The 15,471-nt window shown below is 68.4% G+C and carries 19 protein-coding genes; 8 read left to right on the top strand and 11 right to left on the bottom strand.

The genetic code is table 11. From position 1 onward, the window contains the following. Nucleotides 1-100: 100 nt before the first annotated feature. From OG817_RS33060 to OG817_RS33050, 3 genes are read left to right on the top strand one after another with little or no spacing between them, the layout of a single operon-like run. Entirely contained in the window at nucleotides 101-280 is a 180-nt protein-coding gene (locus tag OG817_RS33060) for a DoxX family protein (RefSeq protein ID WP_406048626.1), read from the top strand. Nucleotides 281-329: 49 nt separating this feature from the next. Continuing rightward, nucleotides 330-839: a sigma-70 family RNA polymerase sigma factor gene (locus OG817_RS33055; RefSeq protein ID WP_131353244.1), complete on the top strand. Its 510-nt coding sequence runs from the start codon at nucleotides 330-332 to the stop codon at nucleotides 837-839. Next, on the top strand, nucleotides 836-1,498 hold the full coding sequence (locus OG817_RS33050) for an anti-sigma factor family protein (RefSeq protein ID WP_406048624.1): 663 nt from the start codon (nucleotides 836-838) through the stop codon (nucleotides 1,496-1,498). Before OG817_RS33055 ends, OG817_RS33050 begins: the two co-directional genes overlap by 4 nt. A gap of 392 nt (nucleotides 1,499-1,890) precedes the next feature. On the opposite strand, the gene OG817_RS33045 is transcribed toward OG817_RS33050, so the two are convergent. Both OG817_RS33045 and OG817_RS33040 read right to left on the bottom strand, forming a co-directional pair. Beyond that, entirely contained in the window at nucleotides 1,891-2,130 is a 240-nt protein-coding gene (locus tag OG817_RS33045) for a hypothetical protein (protein ID WP_131518293.1), read from the bottom strand. Nucleotides 2,131-2,193: 63 nt separating this feature from the next. Further along, nucleotides 2,194-2,895 (bottom strand): ArsR/SmtB family transcription factor, encoded by a 702-nt coding sequence (locus tag OG817_RS33040; protein ID WP_406048623.1) that lies wholly within the window; start codon nucleotides 2,893-2,895, stop codon nucleotides 2,194-2,196. 65 nt (nucleotides 2,896-2,960) lie between these two features. On the opposite strand from OG817_RS33040, the gene OG817_RS33035 reads away from it, so the two are divergent. After that, nucleotides 2,961-3,593 (top strand): flavin reductase family protein, encoded by a 633-nt coding sequence (locus tag OG817_RS33035; RefSeq protein ID WP_406048622.1) that lies wholly within the window; start codon nucleotides 2,961-2,963, stop codon nucleotides 3,591-3,593. On the opposite strand, the gene OG817_RS33030 is transcribed toward OG817_RS33035, so the two are convergent. The 5 genes from OG817_RS33030 to OG817_RS33010 are packed head-to-tail and all read right to left on the bottom strand — an operon-like array spanning nucleotide 3,556 to nucleotide 6,290. Further along, the gene (locus OG817_RS33030) at nucleotides 3,556-4,341 is read right to left on the bottom strand and encodes an arylamine N-acetyltransferase (protein ID WP_406048620.1); all 786 of its coding nucleotides are present in this window, start codon (nucleotides 4,339-4,341) and stop codon (nucleotides 3,556-3,558) included. The genes OG817_RS33035 and OG817_RS33030 overlap by 38 nt on opposite strands. A gap of 24 nt (nucleotides 4,342-4,365) precedes the next feature. Then, entirely contained in the window at nucleotides 4,366-4,761 is a 396-nt protein-coding gene (locus OG817_RS33025) for a VOC family protein (protein WP_396391372.1), read from the bottom strand. A gap of 10 nt (nucleotides 4,762-4,771) precedes the next feature. Further along, nucleotides 4,772-5,176 (bottom strand): nuclear transport factor 2 family protein, encoded by a 405-nt coding sequence (locus tag OG817_RS33020; protein WP_406048619.1) that lies wholly within the window; start codon nucleotides 5,174-5,176, stop codon nucleotides 4,772-4,774. 44 nt (nucleotides 5,177-5,220) lie between these two features. Then, nucleotides 5,221-5,577 (bottom strand): YybH family protein, encoded by a 357-nt coding sequence (locus OG817_RS33015; protein ID WP_406048618.1) that lies wholly within the window; start codon nucleotides 5,575-5,577, stop codon nucleotides 5,221-5,223. Nucleotides 5,578-5,582: 5 nt separating this feature from the next. Beyond that, nucleotides 5,583-6,290 (bottom strand): SDR family NAD(P)-dependent oxidoreductase, encoded by a 708-nt coding sequence (locus OG817_RS33010; protein WP_406048616.1) that lies wholly within the window; start codon nucleotides 6,288-6,290, stop codon nucleotides 5,583-5,585. A 106-nt stretch (nucleotides 6,291-6,396) separates the two neighbouring features. Between OG817_RS33010 and OG817_RS33005 the strand changes: the two genes are divergently transcribed. Next, a complete protein-coding gene (locus tag OG817_RS33005; RefSeq protein WP_406048614.1) occupies nucleotides 6,397-7,329 on the top strand; it encodes a LysR family transcriptional regulator in 933 nt (310 codons plus the stop codon). Here the strand turns inward: OG817_RS33005 and OG817_RS33000 are convergent. Then, nucleotides 7,298-8,071, bottom strand: a complete 774-nt coding sequence (locus OG817_RS33000) for a GntR family transcriptional regulator (RefSeq protein WP_360443138.1) — start codon at nucleotides 8,069-8,071, stop codon at nucleotides 7,298-7,300. The genes OG817_RS33005 and OG817_RS33000 overlap by 32 nt on opposite strands. Nucleotides 8,072-8,299: 228 nt before the next feature. Between OG817_RS33000 and OG817_RS32995 the strand changes: the two genes are divergently transcribed. Next, nucleotides 8,300-9,304 (top strand): YeiH family protein, encoded by a 1,005-nt coding sequence (locus OG817_RS32995; protein WP_396391379.1) that lies wholly within the window; start codon nucleotides 8,300-8,302, stop codon nucleotides 9,302-9,304. Here the strand turns inward: OG817_RS32995 and OG817_RS32990 are convergent. Beyond that, nucleotides 9,289-11,100 carry a glycoside hydrolase family 2 protein gene (locus tag OG817_RS32990; protein WP_406048611.1) on the bottom strand — a complete coding sequence of 604 codons (1,812 nt, stop codon included), beginning with the start codon at nucleotides 11,098-11,100 and terminating at the stop codon, nucleotides 9,289-9,291. The two genes, OG817_RS32995 and OG817_RS32990, sit on opposite strands and share 16 nt — an antisense overlap. Nucleotides 11,101-11,261: 161 nt before the next feature. On the opposite strand from OG817_RS32990, the gene OG817_RS32985 reads away from it, so the two are divergent. Next, a complete protein-coding gene (locus OG817_RS32985; protein ID WP_406048609.1) occupies nucleotides 11,262-11,690 on the top strand; it encodes a VOC family protein in 429 nt (142 codons plus the stop codon). A gap of 87 nt (nucleotides 11,691-11,777) precedes the next feature. On the opposite strand, the gene OG817_RS32980 is transcribed toward OG817_RS32985, so the two are convergent. Next, the gene (locus tag OG817_RS32980) at nucleotides 11,778-12,500 is read right to left on the bottom strand and encodes an SAM-dependent methyltransferase (protein ID WP_406048608.1); all 723 of its coding nucleotides are present in this window, start codon (nucleotides 12,498-12,500) and stop codon (nucleotides 11,778-11,780) included. Nucleotides 12,501-12,719: 219 nt separating this feature from the next. Here OG817_RS32980 and OG817_RS32975 point away from each other — a divergent pair, with 219 nt between their 5' ends. Beyond that, nucleotides 12,720-13,736 carry a TRM11 family SAM-dependent methyltransferase gene (locus tag OG817_RS32975; RefSeq protein ID WP_406048606.1) on the top strand — a complete coding sequence of 339 codons (1,017 nt, stop codon included), beginning with the start codon at nucleotides 12,720-12,722 and terminating at the stop codon, nucleotides 13,734-13,736. Nucleotides 13,737-13,739: 3 nt separating this feature from the next. Here OG817_RS32975 and OG817_RS32970 read toward each other — a convergent pair whose 3' ends face one another. Next, nucleotides 13,740-15,461 carry an MFS transporter gene (locus tag OG817_RS32970; RefSeq protein WP_406048605.1) on the bottom strand — a complete coding sequence of 574 codons (1,722 nt, stop codon included), beginning with the start codon at nucleotides 15,459-15,461 and terminating at the stop codon, nucleotides 13,740-13,742. Nucleotides 15,462-15,471: the final 10 nt, after the last annotated feature.

Here is a 15,471-nt window from a genome sequence, read left to right as displayed (position 1 = left end):
GAGAAGAGAGCACCACCCCCGCCCCAACACCCTCGAGAGTGAGGCCTGATGAAGGTGCTCGAGCGTTATCAGTCAGAAGTGGTCGCCGTCTTCCGGATCGATGGCGTACGCGTACTTCACTGTTCACCAGGTTGATGCTTTGCTGCCTGTGCAGAATGGTGGCGAGAAGGCGGCACTGTTCTGTTTCGCCTTCCTGCTGATCGCATTCCTCGGCAATGGACCGTGGTCGGTGGGGCGACCGACACCTGTACGCGAGAAGCTGGCAGCAGCGGCGGAGTGACCGGAGCAGCCGGATCATGAGCACTCCGCACGACAGAGCAGGAGCGCCGATGGCCGATGACCGCGCGGCGCTGTTGCGTGAGCTGCACGACGTGCATGCTCCCGCGCTGTGGCGGTTCGTGGTCCGGCTGACCGGCGACGACCGGCTGGCCGAGGACGTCGTCCAGGAGACCCTGCTGCGGGCGTGGCGCCGGCCGCAGATCCTGACCGAGGACGAAGCGGGGGCCCGGGCCTGGCTGTTCACGGTGGCGCGCAATCTCGTCATCGACGACCGGCGCAGTGCCCGGGTCAGCCGTGAGGTGGCCAGCGACGACCTGCCGGAGAACCCGAGCGCCGACCACGCGAACGCCGTACTGGACGCCTGGTTGGTGGCCGAGTCGCTGGCACAGTTGTCCGAGGAACATCGGCAGGTGATCGTTCGCGCGTACTACGGCCGTCGTACCGTCACCGACATCGCCGCGGAGCTGAACATTCCGTCGGGCACCGTGAAGTCGCGGCTGCACTACGGACTGCGGGCGTTGAAGCTCGCGTTGCAGGAGAGGGGGGTGACGAGCCAGTGAGTGATCCGTACCGCGAATGGGATGCGGCGTACCTGCTGGGATCGTTGTCGGCGAAGGACCGGCGCGAGTACGAGGAACATCTGAGCACGTGTGACGACTGCGCGGCCGAGGTGGCGTCGCTCGCCGGCGTCCCCAGCGCGATGGCCGCGCTGCCGGACGACCGCGCGCTCGCGACCATCACCGAGGCGCCGCCGAATCTGCTGCCCGACCTGGTGCGCACTGTCCAGCGCGATCGCCGCAAGCAGCGCATTCGGCTCGGCGCGGTGATGTCCGGAGTCGCCGTCGTCGCCGCGGTGATCGGCGCGGTGATCGCGATCCCGCTCACCCACGAGGAGCCGCAGGGGGACTACGTCGTACTCGCGCAGACCGTGGCCAGCAAGCTGTCCGCCGACGCGCGGCTGGTGCCGGAACGCTGGGGTACGACGATCGAGATCAGCTGCCGGTACGACGAACTGGCCACGCCCAGCGAACGCGCGCGGGGCTACGAGTTGTACGTCACCGACTCCTCCGGAAAGGCCCAGCTGATCGCGAGCTGGACCGCGTCTCCGGGGACGACGGTCAAACCGGCCGCGACCACGAAACTGCGGCGCGAGGAGATCCAGGCGCTGGACATCCGCAGCTCGGAGACTGGGCGGGTTCTGCTCGCTGTGCACTTCTGATCACTGTCGGCACGAATGAGCCTCCGGTGACGGGGCACCTGAAAGTCACGAGCGACGGTCGCTCGAGAGGCCGCCGAATCGAGACCCCGGTGTTCAGGGACGTGCACCGGGGTCGCGGCGGTTCCGGCGCCGCAGCGCCGGACCGTGAGCTGTCTGGAAGAATTTCGCCGGATTCCTGTAACACTCAGCACGTCACCAGCGATACACCGTGTGTAACGCCACTGAGGATCCCGTCCCAGGTCAACCGCCCGAAGGGCCTGGGGCGGGGTTTTCTTCGCCGCCAGGCGCCCCGGCAGCGTTACGCACGAAGGCCCCCGGTGAACCACCCCGGGGGCCTTCGCGCTGTTATCCCCTCCTCGGAAATTCAGCGCTTCCGCGGACTACGCGGCGCGCTATGACGCTCGTTCGGTTGGGCCGTCCGACTCCGGCAGTGCGATCCGGTCCGCCGGCAGGCGTTCCGTCCGCTCTGTCCCGTCGTCGCCCTTGTACTGCACCAGACCGGTCCATCCCGTCTCCTCGTGCTCACGGCCGATCAACCAGCCGTGACGCCACTGGTCGTCCGCGTGGACGACCACATGGCTGGGTAGCGGGAGGCGGGACACCAGGTCGGTGTCGGGCTCGAACTCAGTCATGGCCGAAGGCTAAGTGGTTTCGGCGCCAGGCGCCTCCCCCGCCGCGTGTTTCTCACGCTGTTCTCAAGGCTGTAGTTCGCGGATCACGCCGACGCCGAGACCGAACTCACGCACCGATCCGGTCACCTTCAGCGCCCGTCCGCCCGGGATGTGGGTGACCCAGCCCTCGCGCAGTGCATGACTGCACAGGGCCGCACCGACCGCGCCGGCGATGTGCGGCCGGCGTTCGGTCACGTCGAGGCACGACCGTACGGCGGGCCGGCCGTGGCGCCCTTCGAGCACGATGCCGAGATCGTCCAGCCAGGCAAAGCCCTCCGGCGTCAGCGTGATCCCGTCCGACCAGTCGAGCAGCCCACGCTCGGTCATCGCATCCGCGAGCGCGACGCCGAGCTTGCCGGCCAGGTGGTCGTAACAGGTCCGCGCCCGCGCGAACGCGTCCCGTTTGCTGACCGCGGACAAGCTGTTCGCGACCTCGGTACGACGTGGCGCGAGCGCCGCGAGTCCCTCGATCAACTCGGCCGTATCCGGGCCGGCGAGCTTCACGTACCGGTGCCGTCCCTGCCGGACCTCGCTCAGCAGTCCGCCGTCGACGAGCAGGTTGAGATGTTCGCTGATCGTCGGCCGCGAGACCTTCGCGAGCCGGGCCAGTTCTGTCGCGGTCCACGCACGTCCGTCGAGCAACGCGAGGCAGACCGTCGCCCGGGTGGCGTCGGCGAGCATCCGGGCCCAGGTTGCCAGCTCCTGTCCTTCCGTCTGCGTGCTCATGCCTCCATCATGCCGCTCCGACAGTTCGGTCCCGGCCTAACTGACCGCCGCCTAGCGTCGGACCCATGACGCATCTGACCATCGAACCGTCCATCCTGTACGTCGGTACGCCGGTCGCGCTGCTGAGCACAGTCAACGACGACGAGACCTTCAACCTCGCCCCGATGTCCTCGGCGTGGTCACTCGGGGATGTCGTCGTCCTCGGCGTCGGCGCCTCCGGCCAGACCGCCGGCAACCTGCGACAGCGGCCGGAACTGGTGATCAACTTCCCGTCGCCGGACCAGTGGCAGGCGGTCGAACGGATCGCCGGACTGACCGGCCGCAACCCGGTGCCGGAGCACAAGCGTGCCCGGTTCCGCTTCGAGCGCGAGAAGTTCGCCGCGGCCGGCCTGACTCCGGTCGACTCCGAGCTGGTCGGCCCACCCCGCGTCGCCGAATGCCCGTTGCAGTTCGAGGCAACCGCTGCCGACGTACAGTTCGATGCTGACGGCAACTTCCTGATCATCCAGGCCAAGGTGCTCCGGGTGCACGCCGACCACCGGATCGTCGTACCGGGGACGTCGTACGTCGATCCGGGCGCGTGGTCGCCGTTGATCTACAACTTCCGGCACTACTTCGGCCTCGGCGGCGAGCTCGGTGAGTCGTTCCGCACCGAGACGCCTAGAGCAGCCGAAGCCGATCGACTTCTTCGTCGCTGAGGACGACGTCCAGGCCGGCCAGCACCTCGGGAAGTTCGTCCGCCGGTACGGCGCGGTGCGTGGTGCGGCCGTCGGCGTACTCCGTCGCAAGGTCGTCACCGACCAGGCGACGGACGATGCCGTCGGCAACGCGCATCACCACCGGCCGTCCGGTGAACGGGGAGTCCGGGTGGGTCGAGACGTAGTGGTGGTAGACCTGGTAGTCGATCGGCCGCACCGGCTCGTCGTTCGACGCGTGCTGCGGGATCCAGCCGTCCGCGGTCTTCTTCGCCAGCGTCCACACGTCGCCGTCGAAGGTGAGGCGGTGGTCCCAACCGCCCTGGTCGACGACAACGCCGTCCTTCAGCGGAGTTGGATAGAGCTGGCCGGCGCCGAACCCGACATCGGCGAGGAATTCCTGCCCGTCGACACCCACCTTGAGGAGTGCGTGGGTTCGCGGTCCGGACTTGTGCGGTTGTACGCGCGCTACTCGGCGATCCACCGTGAAGCCGAGCCGCTCGAGAGCCGCGCCGAACAGCAGAGCGTGTTCGTAGCAATAGCCGCCGCGTTGCCGGCCGACGAGCTTGGTCTGGATCGCGTCCAGGCCGATGCCGGGGTGCGTGCCGAGGATCACGTCGATGTTCTCGAACGGGATCGCCAGCACGTGGGCGCGGTGCAGGCTGCGGAGGCTCTCCGCCGACGCCGCCACCTTGGGATGCCCGACCCGGTTGAGGTAGGCGTCCAGGTCAAGTTCTTCGATCTGCCACATGACGCCCACCTCAACACCTCCAGTTCACTTGAGGTCAAGTTCGGTGAACAGGGTCAGCTGCAGTCCGCCCGGCGCCTCCAGCCGGGCGTTCAGCGAGTTCCACGGTGTGCGGGTCGGCTCCGCGATCACCGTGGCGCCCGCCGCGGCCAGCGTCCTGGTGGTCTCCGCCGAGTCGTCGACCTCGAAGGCGACCCGGTACTTCCCGGCCACCCGCCGGCCGACCTCGACCCGGTCGATGAAGTCGGCCTGGTTCGGATCCGCGATCTCGAGCGTCGCCCGCTCGACCTCGAGAATCGTCACCCGGCCGTCCTCCGACTCGTACGACTCGCGTTCGGCCAGGCCGAGCACGTCCCGGTAGAACGCCACCGCCTCGTCGTAGTCGTCCGCTGTCACGACCAACCGCAGCTCTTTGACCGTCATGACCTCAGTATCAGCCCTGCTGCACCCACGCCCGGCTGATCTTCGCCTCCGCGAACCGCCAGCCCTCGTCGGTCCGGACGGCCGCGTACTTCAGCCGCAGCCCAGCCTGCTGGTGCGGCGCCTCGCCCTCGCGATAGAGGAAGGTCAACTGGTTGGCTGACACCTCCGCCCGGTCCCCGTCGATGCTGACGAGGATGTCGCTGTGGAAGTGCTGGGCCAGTTCGCCCTCGACCGCCGAACCGCGCAGGAACTCGATCACCGCGTCGATGCCCTGCAGTTCGCCGGCACGCGGAGACCGCACCAGCACGTCCTTCGTGTACACCTGCCCGATGTCCTCCGGCGTCCCTTCGTCCAGAACCCGCGCCAGTCGCGTGAACAGATCCTGGATCTCCCACCGGTCGGTCGTCTCAGTCATCCCGATTCCTCTTTCATTGGTTGTGCCAACGTTGGCCTCACCAACTATAGCCGGGAAACCTGATAATGGTCGATCAGCCAGGTTTCGCCGGTCCGCCGCAGTACGACGCTCAGGTAGACGGACAGTGCCGGCCGGTCGGTGAACGCGAAGTCCACGGCGACGTACCCGAGGATCAGGTCCTCGCTCAGTCGCCGGTGCTCGAGGATCCGGTACGACGGCGACAGCCCGAGCGGCTGTGAGTCGTAGTACTCGGCCACGGCCTCCCGGCCCACGCCGTACGGGTGCAGACCCTGGAAGATAGCGTCCTCGGTGAAGTGCGACGCGACCCGCTTCGGATCGTGCTCGATGATGGCGTCCTTCCACTGGTCGAGAACGCTGTGCAGGATGTCGAGATCGCTCATCGGAATCAGTGGCCTGCCTGCTGGCCGCCGTCGACGTGGAGGATCTCGCCGGTGACGAAGGCTGCGGTCTCCAGGTAGGTGACCGCGTCGACGACCTCGTCGATCTCACCGAGCCGGCCGACCGGATGCAGGGCGGCCAGGAATTCGTGCGTCTCTTCCGGGTGCATCGGCGTACGGATGACACCCGGCGCGACCGCGTTGACGCGGATGCCGCGAGCGGCGTACTCGGTCGCCAGGGACTTGGTGACCGAGTTGAGTCCGCCCTTGGTCAGCGATGCGAGTGCGGACGGCACGCTGCTGAAGGCGTGGTCGGCGAAGGTGGTGGTGATGGTGACGATGTGTCCGCCGCCCTGCTCGACCATCGCGGCGATCGCTCGCCGGGTCAGATCGAAGAAGCCGCGCAGGTTCACGCCGGCCACGTGGTCGTAGTCGGCGTCGGTGTACTCGGTGAACGGCTTGGCGACGAACACGCCGGCGTTGTTGACGACCGTGTCGATCCGGCCGAACGACTCCAGCCCGGCCTCGACGATCCGGGTCCCGACACCGGCCTCGGCGACGTCGCCCGGCACGGTCAGCACCAGCGGGTCGTCGGCGGGCGTGATCGTGCGGGAGTTGGCGACCACGGCGTAGCCGAGCTTGCGGTACGCCGTGACGAGTGCCGCGCCGATGCCCTGGGACGCACCGGTGACGACGGCGACTTTCTGGGAACTCATGGTTCTCTCTTTCTCGAGGTTGTACTTCGATCGTTGTCGAACCATGTGTCGTTTTCCACGACCGGTTTCCTCCCTGCTGAGAGGCTCGGCCTACTACGATCAGCGGGTGGAGCTGCGGCAGTTGCGGTACTTCGTCGCGGTCGCCGAGGAGCTGAACTTCGGTCGCGCCGCCGCCCGGTTGCACATCGCCGGGCCCTCGCTGTCCCAGCAGATCAAGGCGCTGGAGCGTGATCTCGGGGTCCGGTTGTTCGAGCGCGATCGCCGTACCGTCGCGCTGACCGCGTTCGGCGAGACACTGCTGCCGCAGACGCGGGCCTTGCTCGATCAGGCCGACGACCTTCGCCGCACCGCGGCCGGGTTCGCGACGACCGAACCTGTGCGACTCGGGTACGTCAGCTGGCGGCCGGCCGATCTGGCCGAGCGAGTCTCCGGGGTCGCGCAGTTGCAGGTCGACGCCTGGGTGATGCCTTCGCACACTCAGGCCGGGCGGGTTGCCGATGGCAGCATCGATCTGGCGATCTGCTGGGTGCGAGCGACCGACCTCGCCGAGCAGGAGCTGGACGGGCGGTTGATCGGCGCGGACCGGCTGTTCGCGGTCTCGCCGGGTGCTGACGAGACCGCGGTTCGCGCGCGGGACACCGTCGTACTCGTGGATGCCGACACCGCGACGTGGGCGTCGTGGAACCTGTACGCCGTCGAGTTCGCCCGCGCGACCGGGGCGTCGGTGGTGCGCATCGACGACCACGGGATCACTGGGTCTGCGTTCTTCGATCAGGTACGTCGATTGGGCCGGCCGGTGGTCAGCTCGCCGAAGCGGGACGCGACGCCGCTGCCCCGTGGTCTCGTCCGGCGTCCGGTGGTCGAACCGGTGCCGATCTGGACGTGGGCGCTGGTGTGGCGGCGTGGCGAGACCCGGCCGGCCGTCAGGGCGGCGGTCGAGGCGTTGAGCCGCGACGTTGCCGTTGACCTTGGGCCGGAGGGCGCCTGGCTGCCGGCGGATGATCCGTTCAGGCCTGGTGCTGCACCGCTGCCGGAGTGAGGCGATAGCCGAGGTTCTCGGAGAACTCGGCGGACAGGGCGAAGCGGTCGCCGCGGACGAGGGTGTGACGCCATTCGACCGGACGGCTCTGTGACGTGCCCTGGCGGTTGATGGAGAACGCGGCCGCCTCGGGTGGGCAGCGGAGTACGGCGCGCTCGGCCGGGGTGGGTACGACGGCGCGGATGTCCTCGCGGCCGTGGTCCAGCCGTACGCCGATGCGGGTGGCCAGCTCGTTGTAGAGGCTGGTGTGGGTGAAGTCGGCGTCGAGGAGTGGTTCGGCCAGGGACGCAGGCAGCCAGACGCGGTCGAGCGCCAAGGGCTCGTCGCCGGCGAAGCGGAGTCGCTCCAGGTAGAGCAGTGGGCTCGACGCCTCCAGGTCGAGGCGGCTCGCGATGACGCCGTCGGCCCGGATGTCGAGGGCGCGGACGATGCTGTGCTGGGTCAGGCCGGACGCCTCGACCGAGGAGAACAGGCTGTACAGCGCACCCATCGGCTGGCGGATCTCGGGCGTGGTCGCGACCCGGGGCTGACGGCCGCGTTCGGCCACGATCAGGCCGTCCGCGCGAAGCTTCCCGAGCGCCTGCCGGACCGTGTGCCGGCTGACCTGGTAGTCCTCGACGAGCGCGAGCTCACCGGGGAACGTGTCGTCGAACTCCCCGGACCGCAGCCGCCGCACGAGGTCCTGCTGCAGCTGCTTCCACAGCGGCTGGCCGCCGGTGCGGTCGAGCCTGCGCTGGATCATCAGGGTCCTGCCTCCCGGGAGTCGGCTTGCCAAATGTCCGGTCATCTCCTAGCTTAAATGTGCGTACATTTTCAGCGAGGAGGAACCAGTCCGATGGTGCAGGTCGAGATTAGGCCACCGCACACCCCGGATGCCCCCGTCTCGCGCCGCGCCCGCCTCAGCGCCGCCCTCCACGCCGATCCCGGCTCCTCGGGGCCACTTCGTCTTCACGGTCGCGTCGGCTCCGCCGTGTCGCGGTTGCCCGGCTTGGTCGTCGTGCTGCTTCTCACCGCCATCGCCGTTCCGCTCGGGCGACTCGTACCGGTGGTCGGCGGACCGGTGTTCGGGATCGTGCTCGGGGTGCTGGGCGGTCTCGTGATCCCGGCCTTGCGGGCTGAGCGGTGCCGACCGGGATACGACTTCGCCGCGAAGAACCTGCTCCAGGTCTCGATCGTCGTACTCGGCACCGGCCTGTCCCTCCAGCAAGTGGCACATGTCGGCGCCTCCTCGCTCCCCGTCATGCTCGGCACACTGGCCATTGCACTAGGCGGCGCGTGGCTCTTCGGCCGCTTGCTCGGCGTACGCGGCGACACCCAGACCCTGATCGGAGTCGGTACGGCGATCTGCGGCGGCTCCGCGATCGCCGCAGCGACCGCCGCCATCGGCGCCAAACGATCATCCGTCGCCTACGCACTCGCGACGATCTTCACCTTCAACGTGGTCGCCGTCCTGGCCTTCCCGCCCCTCGGCCACCTCATGGGCCTCAGCCCGGAAGCCTTCGGCCTGTGGGCGGGCACCGCGATCAACGACACCTCATCGGTAGTCGCCGCCGGCTACGCCTACAGCGCCGACGCCGGCGACCAGGCCCTCGTGGTGAAGCTGACCCGGTCACTGATGCTCGTCCCGATCGTCCTGACCCTGGTCGTGCTCAAGTCCCGCCGTGACGCGCGGACCGCCGACCGCGAGAACCCGGACCGCCCGCGGACACGTCTCCCGTGGCGCCGGCTCGTGCCGATGTTCCTGATCGGCTTCGTCGCCGCGGCAGGCCTGCGTTCGGCCGGGCTCGTGCCGGACGGGTGGCTCCCGACGCTCAGCCTGATCGGCACGTGCCTCATCACCTCGGCCCTGGTTGCGATCGGCCTGTCGCTGCGGCCGCGCGAACTACGCGACGCAGGGCCCCGGCCGCTCCTGCTCGGAGCGATCCTGTGGGCCCTGGTCGCGGTGGGAAGCCTCGGACTTCAGTCCTTCTCGTAAGCCGCCGGGCGGGTCTGCACGGTCTTGATCCGCGGCACGTCCAGCTTGTCGCTGCGGTCGAAGCGGTAGATGCCGTTCTCTTCCTGGAACACGTCGGTCAGCTGCGTGTAGCAGTAGCCGAACATCAGCGGATCGTCGAGCAGCGCGTCGACCAGACCGGTGAAGCGCGCGTAGAACGCCTCCTCGTCGACGACCCGCTGGCCGTAGCCCCAGGAGTCGGTGCGGTTGTCACCGGCCGACTTCGCAGCCTCCTCCGGGTTCCACCAGATGCCGCCGAACTCACTGCAGAAGTACGGCTGACCGGCGTACGGCTGGGAGATCGGCCGCTGCTCGTGCCCGCCCGTGTTCCCGTACGGCGCTCCGTCCGCGAGGCCGGCCATTTGCCGGGCGAACTCGGCCGGGTCCTGCTCGTAGTTGTGCGAGTCCCAGACGTCGGTCTCGGGCACGCGGTGCGAGTACCCGGACGCGTCGAGCACCGGCCGGGTCGTGTCGGCCGCCTTCGTGGCCAGGAACATCGCCCGGGTGACGTCGTCCAGCTGGGTGATCCGGTCGTGCAGGAACTGGTGCGTCTCGTTCAGCGGGCACCAGCCGATGATCGACGGGTGGCTGTAGTCGCGCTCGACCGCCTCCAGCCACTGCGCCACGTACGACGCCGTCGGCTGCTGGTTGTCCTCCTGGGTGCCGTCGGCAAGGTTCTCGCCCCAGTCGCCGAACTCGCCCCAGACCAGGTAGCCGAGCCGGTCCGCGTGGTACAGGAACCGCTCCTCGAACACCTTCTGGTGCAGCCGCGCGCCGTTGAACCCGGCCGCCAGGCCGAGCTCGATGTCCGCGACCAGCGCCTCGTCAGAAGGCGCCGTCATCAAGCTCTCGGGCCAGTACCCCTGGTCGAGCACCAGCCGCTGGAACACGTGCTTGCCGTTGATCAGGATCGCCTGGCCGTTGATCGACACCGACCGCAGTCCGGCGTAGCTGTCCGCGCCGTCCACAACGTTGCCGTCGGCATCGATCAGCTCGAGGCGGACGTCGTACAGGTGCGGATCGGTGGTGTCCCAGAGCCGGACGCGATCCGCCGGGACCTGCAGCGTCAGCCGCGGCGCGAAGTCGAGATCGGCGCGGATCTCCTGGGTGGTGACCTCGCCGTCGGCGTCCTTCAGGATCGCGCGGACCTTCCAGCCCGGCTTGTTCGCCGACACCGGTACGGCGAGGTGGAAGCTGGAGCCGGCCACGTCCGGGGTGATCCGCGGGCGGCCCAGGTGCACGGTCGGCACCGCCTCGAGCCAGACGGTCTGCCAGATCCCGGTCGTCCGGGTGTAGTGGCAGCCGTGGTTGAAGTACTTCGTCGACTGCTTGCCGCGGGCCTGCGCGCCGTACCGGCTGTCCCGCGCGCGGACGACAATGGTTGCCTCCTCGCCGGGCTTGGCGACCTGGCCGAGGTTGGCGCTGAACGGCGTGAACCCACCGCGGTGCCGCACCACCTCGACGTCGTTCACCCACACGGTCGCGTCGTGGTCCACCGCCTGGAAGTGCAGTACGGCGTCCTTGCCGGACCAGTCGGCCGGGATCGTGACGGTCGTCCGGTACCAGACGGCCTCCATGAAGTCGACGTCCTCGATCCCGGACAACTTCGTCTCCGGCGCGAACGGCACGGTGATCCGCTGCGCGAGCTCTCGCTCCCGGACCCCGCGCTCGAGACCGGAGTCCGACCGGTCGATCTCGAACTGCCACTCGCCGTTCAGATTCACCCACTCCGGACGAACGAACTGCGGGCGCGGGTACTCCGCACGAGGTTGAGTCATGAGCACTCCCGTGACGTGGTTTCTGTGGGGTCGGCACGACAGTACAACGTTGGAATGCGGCCAGCAATGGGTCTTCCAGGTGTTGGTTCGAAGGTCCGTGTCGGTCTCGGGCACCCTCGTTCGTCGGGTTGGTGAAGGACAAGCGGAAAAGGAGACTCCACATGCAGGTCGAGCCGACCATCGTGACCATTGCCCTGCCGATCGCGGACCGCCGGAGGTCCTACGAGTTCTACCGGTCCGGGCTCGGATTCACCACGCCCGGTGAGCCGGACCGCGACGGCGTACCTGAGCCGCTGCGCCTCACCCTCGGCGACCGCGTCCGGGTCATGCTGATCCCGAAGGTTGGTTTCGGCTGGGTGCTCAGCGGACGGAAGCAGGCCACGGCCGGGCGGAGCGAGTGCGCCGTGTCGCTCAGCCTGCCGACGCGGGCCGACGTGGACGACCTGCTGGCGCGCGCAGAGCGGACCGGCGCGGAGATCGTCCGGCCGTCGGGCGAGCAGGACTGGGGCTACGACGGCGCCTTCGCCGACCCGGACGGCCACGTCTGGCATGTCGCGGAGGCCGGTGAGTTCATGACCTCCTGGCCTTAGGTGGTGCGTAAGGACAGGAGGTGTTGGGTCGTGGGGTAGTGCACCTACGCGTGGAGAGCTTGGCGTGTACACCGTCTCGTCGGTGTACTACCTGTTGGTCCGTACGCCTCGAGTGTTGCTGAAGAGGGCCGCGTTGAGGAAGTCGGGTCCGAAGGCGCCGCTGCGGCCGGGGTGCACGGCGCGGAGTTCGACGGGTTCGAGGGCGGTGAAGACGGTTCGGAGGTCGTCCAGGGAGAAGGCCATGCCACCGTAGGTGTCTCCGCTCATCACGATGTCCAGGTCGGCTGGAGTCTCCATGCGTTCGGCGGCGAACGTCACGATGCCGAACCGTCCGCCCTCGCGCACAGTAGGCAGCACGCGGTCGAGGTAGGTGATCCGCCGGTGCGGGGCGATGTGGTGAAAGCAGCCGGAGTCGTACACAACGTCGTACTGCCCGGCCGGCAGGGGATCTCGTAGGACGTCCGTCGCGGTGAGGTTCACCGAGTCGGGCATGCCGGTCCGGACGGATTCGAGGAGCGGCGCGGCGAGGTCGATGCCTTCGACCGTCGCGCCCTGCTCGGCGAACCATCTGCTGTTGCGGCCAGACCCGCAGCCGATGTCGAGTACTCGGGCGCCGTCCAGGTCCCCGAGCAACCCGCGCTCGCGCCAGTCGACCAGCGGTTCGTCCGGCAGTTGTGTGGCGAGCGGGTGGCCCGGTCTCGTCAGCATCTCGGTCCAGAACTCGGCCGCCGACGACTGTGATCGGTCTCCACGGGCGCTCGCCGCCACGACCTGGTCGAGGATGCTGAGCAACTGTTCGGTCGTATGCACGCGCGCTCCGTTGACCACTCCGGAATTCTACTGAAAAGCAGATGATCGGAGCGAGTGCGATCGCTTAGGGTCCTAGTGATGATGCGTTTCTGAAGGCGCGCGCCACGGTGTGGCAGTCCGGCATCGACTTGTCTGTCGTGCCGTCTCTTCGAGTTGCCGTGATGTGCGTGCGCCGCGCTTCGACTGTTCTGTCGATCGCGACTCTCCAGGAGCTTCCGCATGTCCGGCATTTACTCGCCGGGGCGCGTCATCACGCCCGGCCTCGATCAGAATGTCACCGACCGTCTCGTACTCCGCACTCTCGATGGCGCCGCGGATCTCCTCATGGAGGAGCTTCGCTCGCTGCCGTCGGTCCACTCGATCCATCAGCTGTCCAACGACTCCGTCGAATGCACGGTCGACGGCCGGCTGAGCGAGATCGCTGCTTGTTCTCTCTACTCCACGATGGCGATCGCCCTCCACGACGGCTTCCTGCGCCCACTCGAGCAGTCGGGGCAGACCGGCGTACTCGCAACCCTGCCGACCCCCATCGGCTTCCGAGTCGGCTGCGACGATCCGGGACTCAGGTACCCCGTGATCACCGCGATCGAGCGCGAGCTCGCCTGGGTCAATCAGCCTGGTAGTTGGGACGTCAACCTCACCCGAACCGCAGACGGCTGGATCGCGGAGATCGGTCCACTGTCGTGGATGCGGCGCTTCGGGCGGCTGGAACGGTTGCCGTGGTCAACCACCCCGCTCGTCGCGGAAGTCCTTGTGCGCTTGGCGAAACTCCAGCCGGGGCAACGCATCGTCGACCCGTTCTGCGGCACGGGTACCATCCTTCTCGCCGCACTCCGCCGGCAACCAAGCGGCCGCGTCCTCGGGACCGACCGCGACCCGCGGGCACTCGCGATCGCGGACCACAATCGACAACAGCTAGGTGGCCTCGCACAGGCGACAGCAGAAGCCCTCCCGTACGCCGCCGGCGCCGTCGATCGGATCATCACCAACCTCCCGTTCGGCAAGCTGGTCGGCACCCACCACGCCAACCGCACCCTCTACCCAGCCGCTCTGTCCGAGATCGATCGAGTCCTCACCACCGACGGTCGCGCCGTACTCCTCACTGAGGACAAACGCCTGCTCCACAAGGCGATCGAGCACCAGAGGGGCCTCAAGCTGGCCCGCCAACGTCTGCTCAGATATAACGGCGCCACTCCCACCGCCTACGTCCTCACCCGGCCGCGGGAGCGGCGCTGAAGCCTAGGCGGCTCTGTCTCTCAGCTCTCGCAGCCTGGATGCCGTCAGTGTGTCCGGATCTTTGTCGGGCTCCAGCAGGATCACTGTGCAGGTTGCGGCGTGGGTCACGGCGGAGGTGATGCTGCCGTCGCCGAACTGTGCGACTGGTCCGCGCGGCGACCGGCCGAGTGCGATGACGCGGGCGCCGACGTCGGTGGCATAGCGGGCCAGCGCGCGGCCGGCGGCGGCATGGTCGCCGACGCTGGTGAGCACCTGCCCGGTCGCGGCGATGTTGTGTGCGGCAAGCCGGTCGAGGTGAGCGACGACGGCCGCGTGGGCCTGCTCGACATCCTCGGAATCGAGGGCGACTTCCTCGACGACAGCGGTCTCGCGGACGTGGACGACCTCCAGCGTGGTGCCGGCGTTGCGAGCGAGGAGGGCGGCAGCATCGACGACCGCGGCCGCGTCCTCAGTGGCGGCGACGGCAACGATGACCGGCCGGTACTCCGCTGAAGGAGCGTCTCCGATCCGCTGCAGCGACGGCAGCACCGGGGTCCCCTCGGCCGGGTTCTGCTCCGCCGCGCTGACCAGCCGATGGCCGGTGGCGAGTACGGCGATGGCGAGCAGGAAGGCAAGGCCGCCGAGATAGAACGGGACGCTGAGGTTGGTGGCGTCGGCAAGCTTTCCGGCGGCGAACGGTGCCAGGCCGCCGCCGATGAACCGGACGAAGCCGTACGCCGACGAGGCGACCGGCCGCTCGACCGGGGAGACGAGCATGACCGCCTGCGTGGTCAGCGTGTTGTTGATGCCGATGAACGCGCCACTGACGATGACCGCGACGATGACCACGGTCGGTGTGTGGACACCCGCCGCGATGGCGGCCATCACGATGCCGAGCGCGAACAGGTTGACGTACAGCACCGGCGCCGTACCGAATCTCGCCTGCAGGCGTGGGGCGACGAACACCGAGAAGGCGGCGACCAGTAGTCCCCAGCCGGTGAACACGAGGCCGAGCCGGTGGGCGTCGAGCTCCATCGGGTACGGCGCATAGCCGAGCATCGTGAAGAAGCCCCAGTTGTACAGCAGCGCCATCAGTCCCATCGTCAGCAGGCCCCGATGGCGAAGTGCCTTGAGCGGCGCCGCGAGCGATGTCTTGTGGTCGGGCTTCGGAAGTGATGGCACGAACACGGCGGTGGCCACCAGCGCGATGGCCATCAGCACCGCTACGCCGAAGAACGGCCCACGCCAACTGATGCTGCCCAGCTCGCCGCCGAGCAGCGGGCCGACCGCGATCCCGAGGCCGAGCGCGGTCTCGTACAGGATGATCGCGCCGGCGAAGCCGCCGCTGGCCGAGGCCACGATGACCGCGAGGCTGGTGGAGATGAACAGGGCGTTGCCCAGGCCCCAGCCGGCCCGGAAGCCGACGATGCCACCGATCGAGCCGGACGAACCGGCCAGTGCGGCGAACACCACGATGAGGGCCAGTCCGACGATCAGGGTCCGCTTGGCGCCGAAGCGGCTGGAGAACCAGCCGACCACGAGCATCGCGACCGCGGTCACGACCAGGTAGCTGGTGAACAGCAGCGACACCTGGCTCGGGGTGGCCTGCAGGCTGGAGGCCAACGCGGGCAGGATCGGGTCGACCAGACCGATGCCCATGAACGAGATGACGCAGGCGAACGCGACGGCCCAGACCGCCCGTGGTTGTTTGAACGGGGTGGAGGTCGTCCCGTGGGGTGAAGCCATGGATGGCACT

Source organism: Kribbella sp. NBC_00889 (assembly GCF_045207705.1).
In the GTDB taxonomy this organism is placed as follows: Bacteria; Actinomycetota; Actinomycetes; order Propionibacteriales; family Kribbellaceae; genus Kribbella.
Note: the sequence above shows the minus strand (reverse complement) of the source record. Positions and strands in the feature narration are given on the sequence as shown.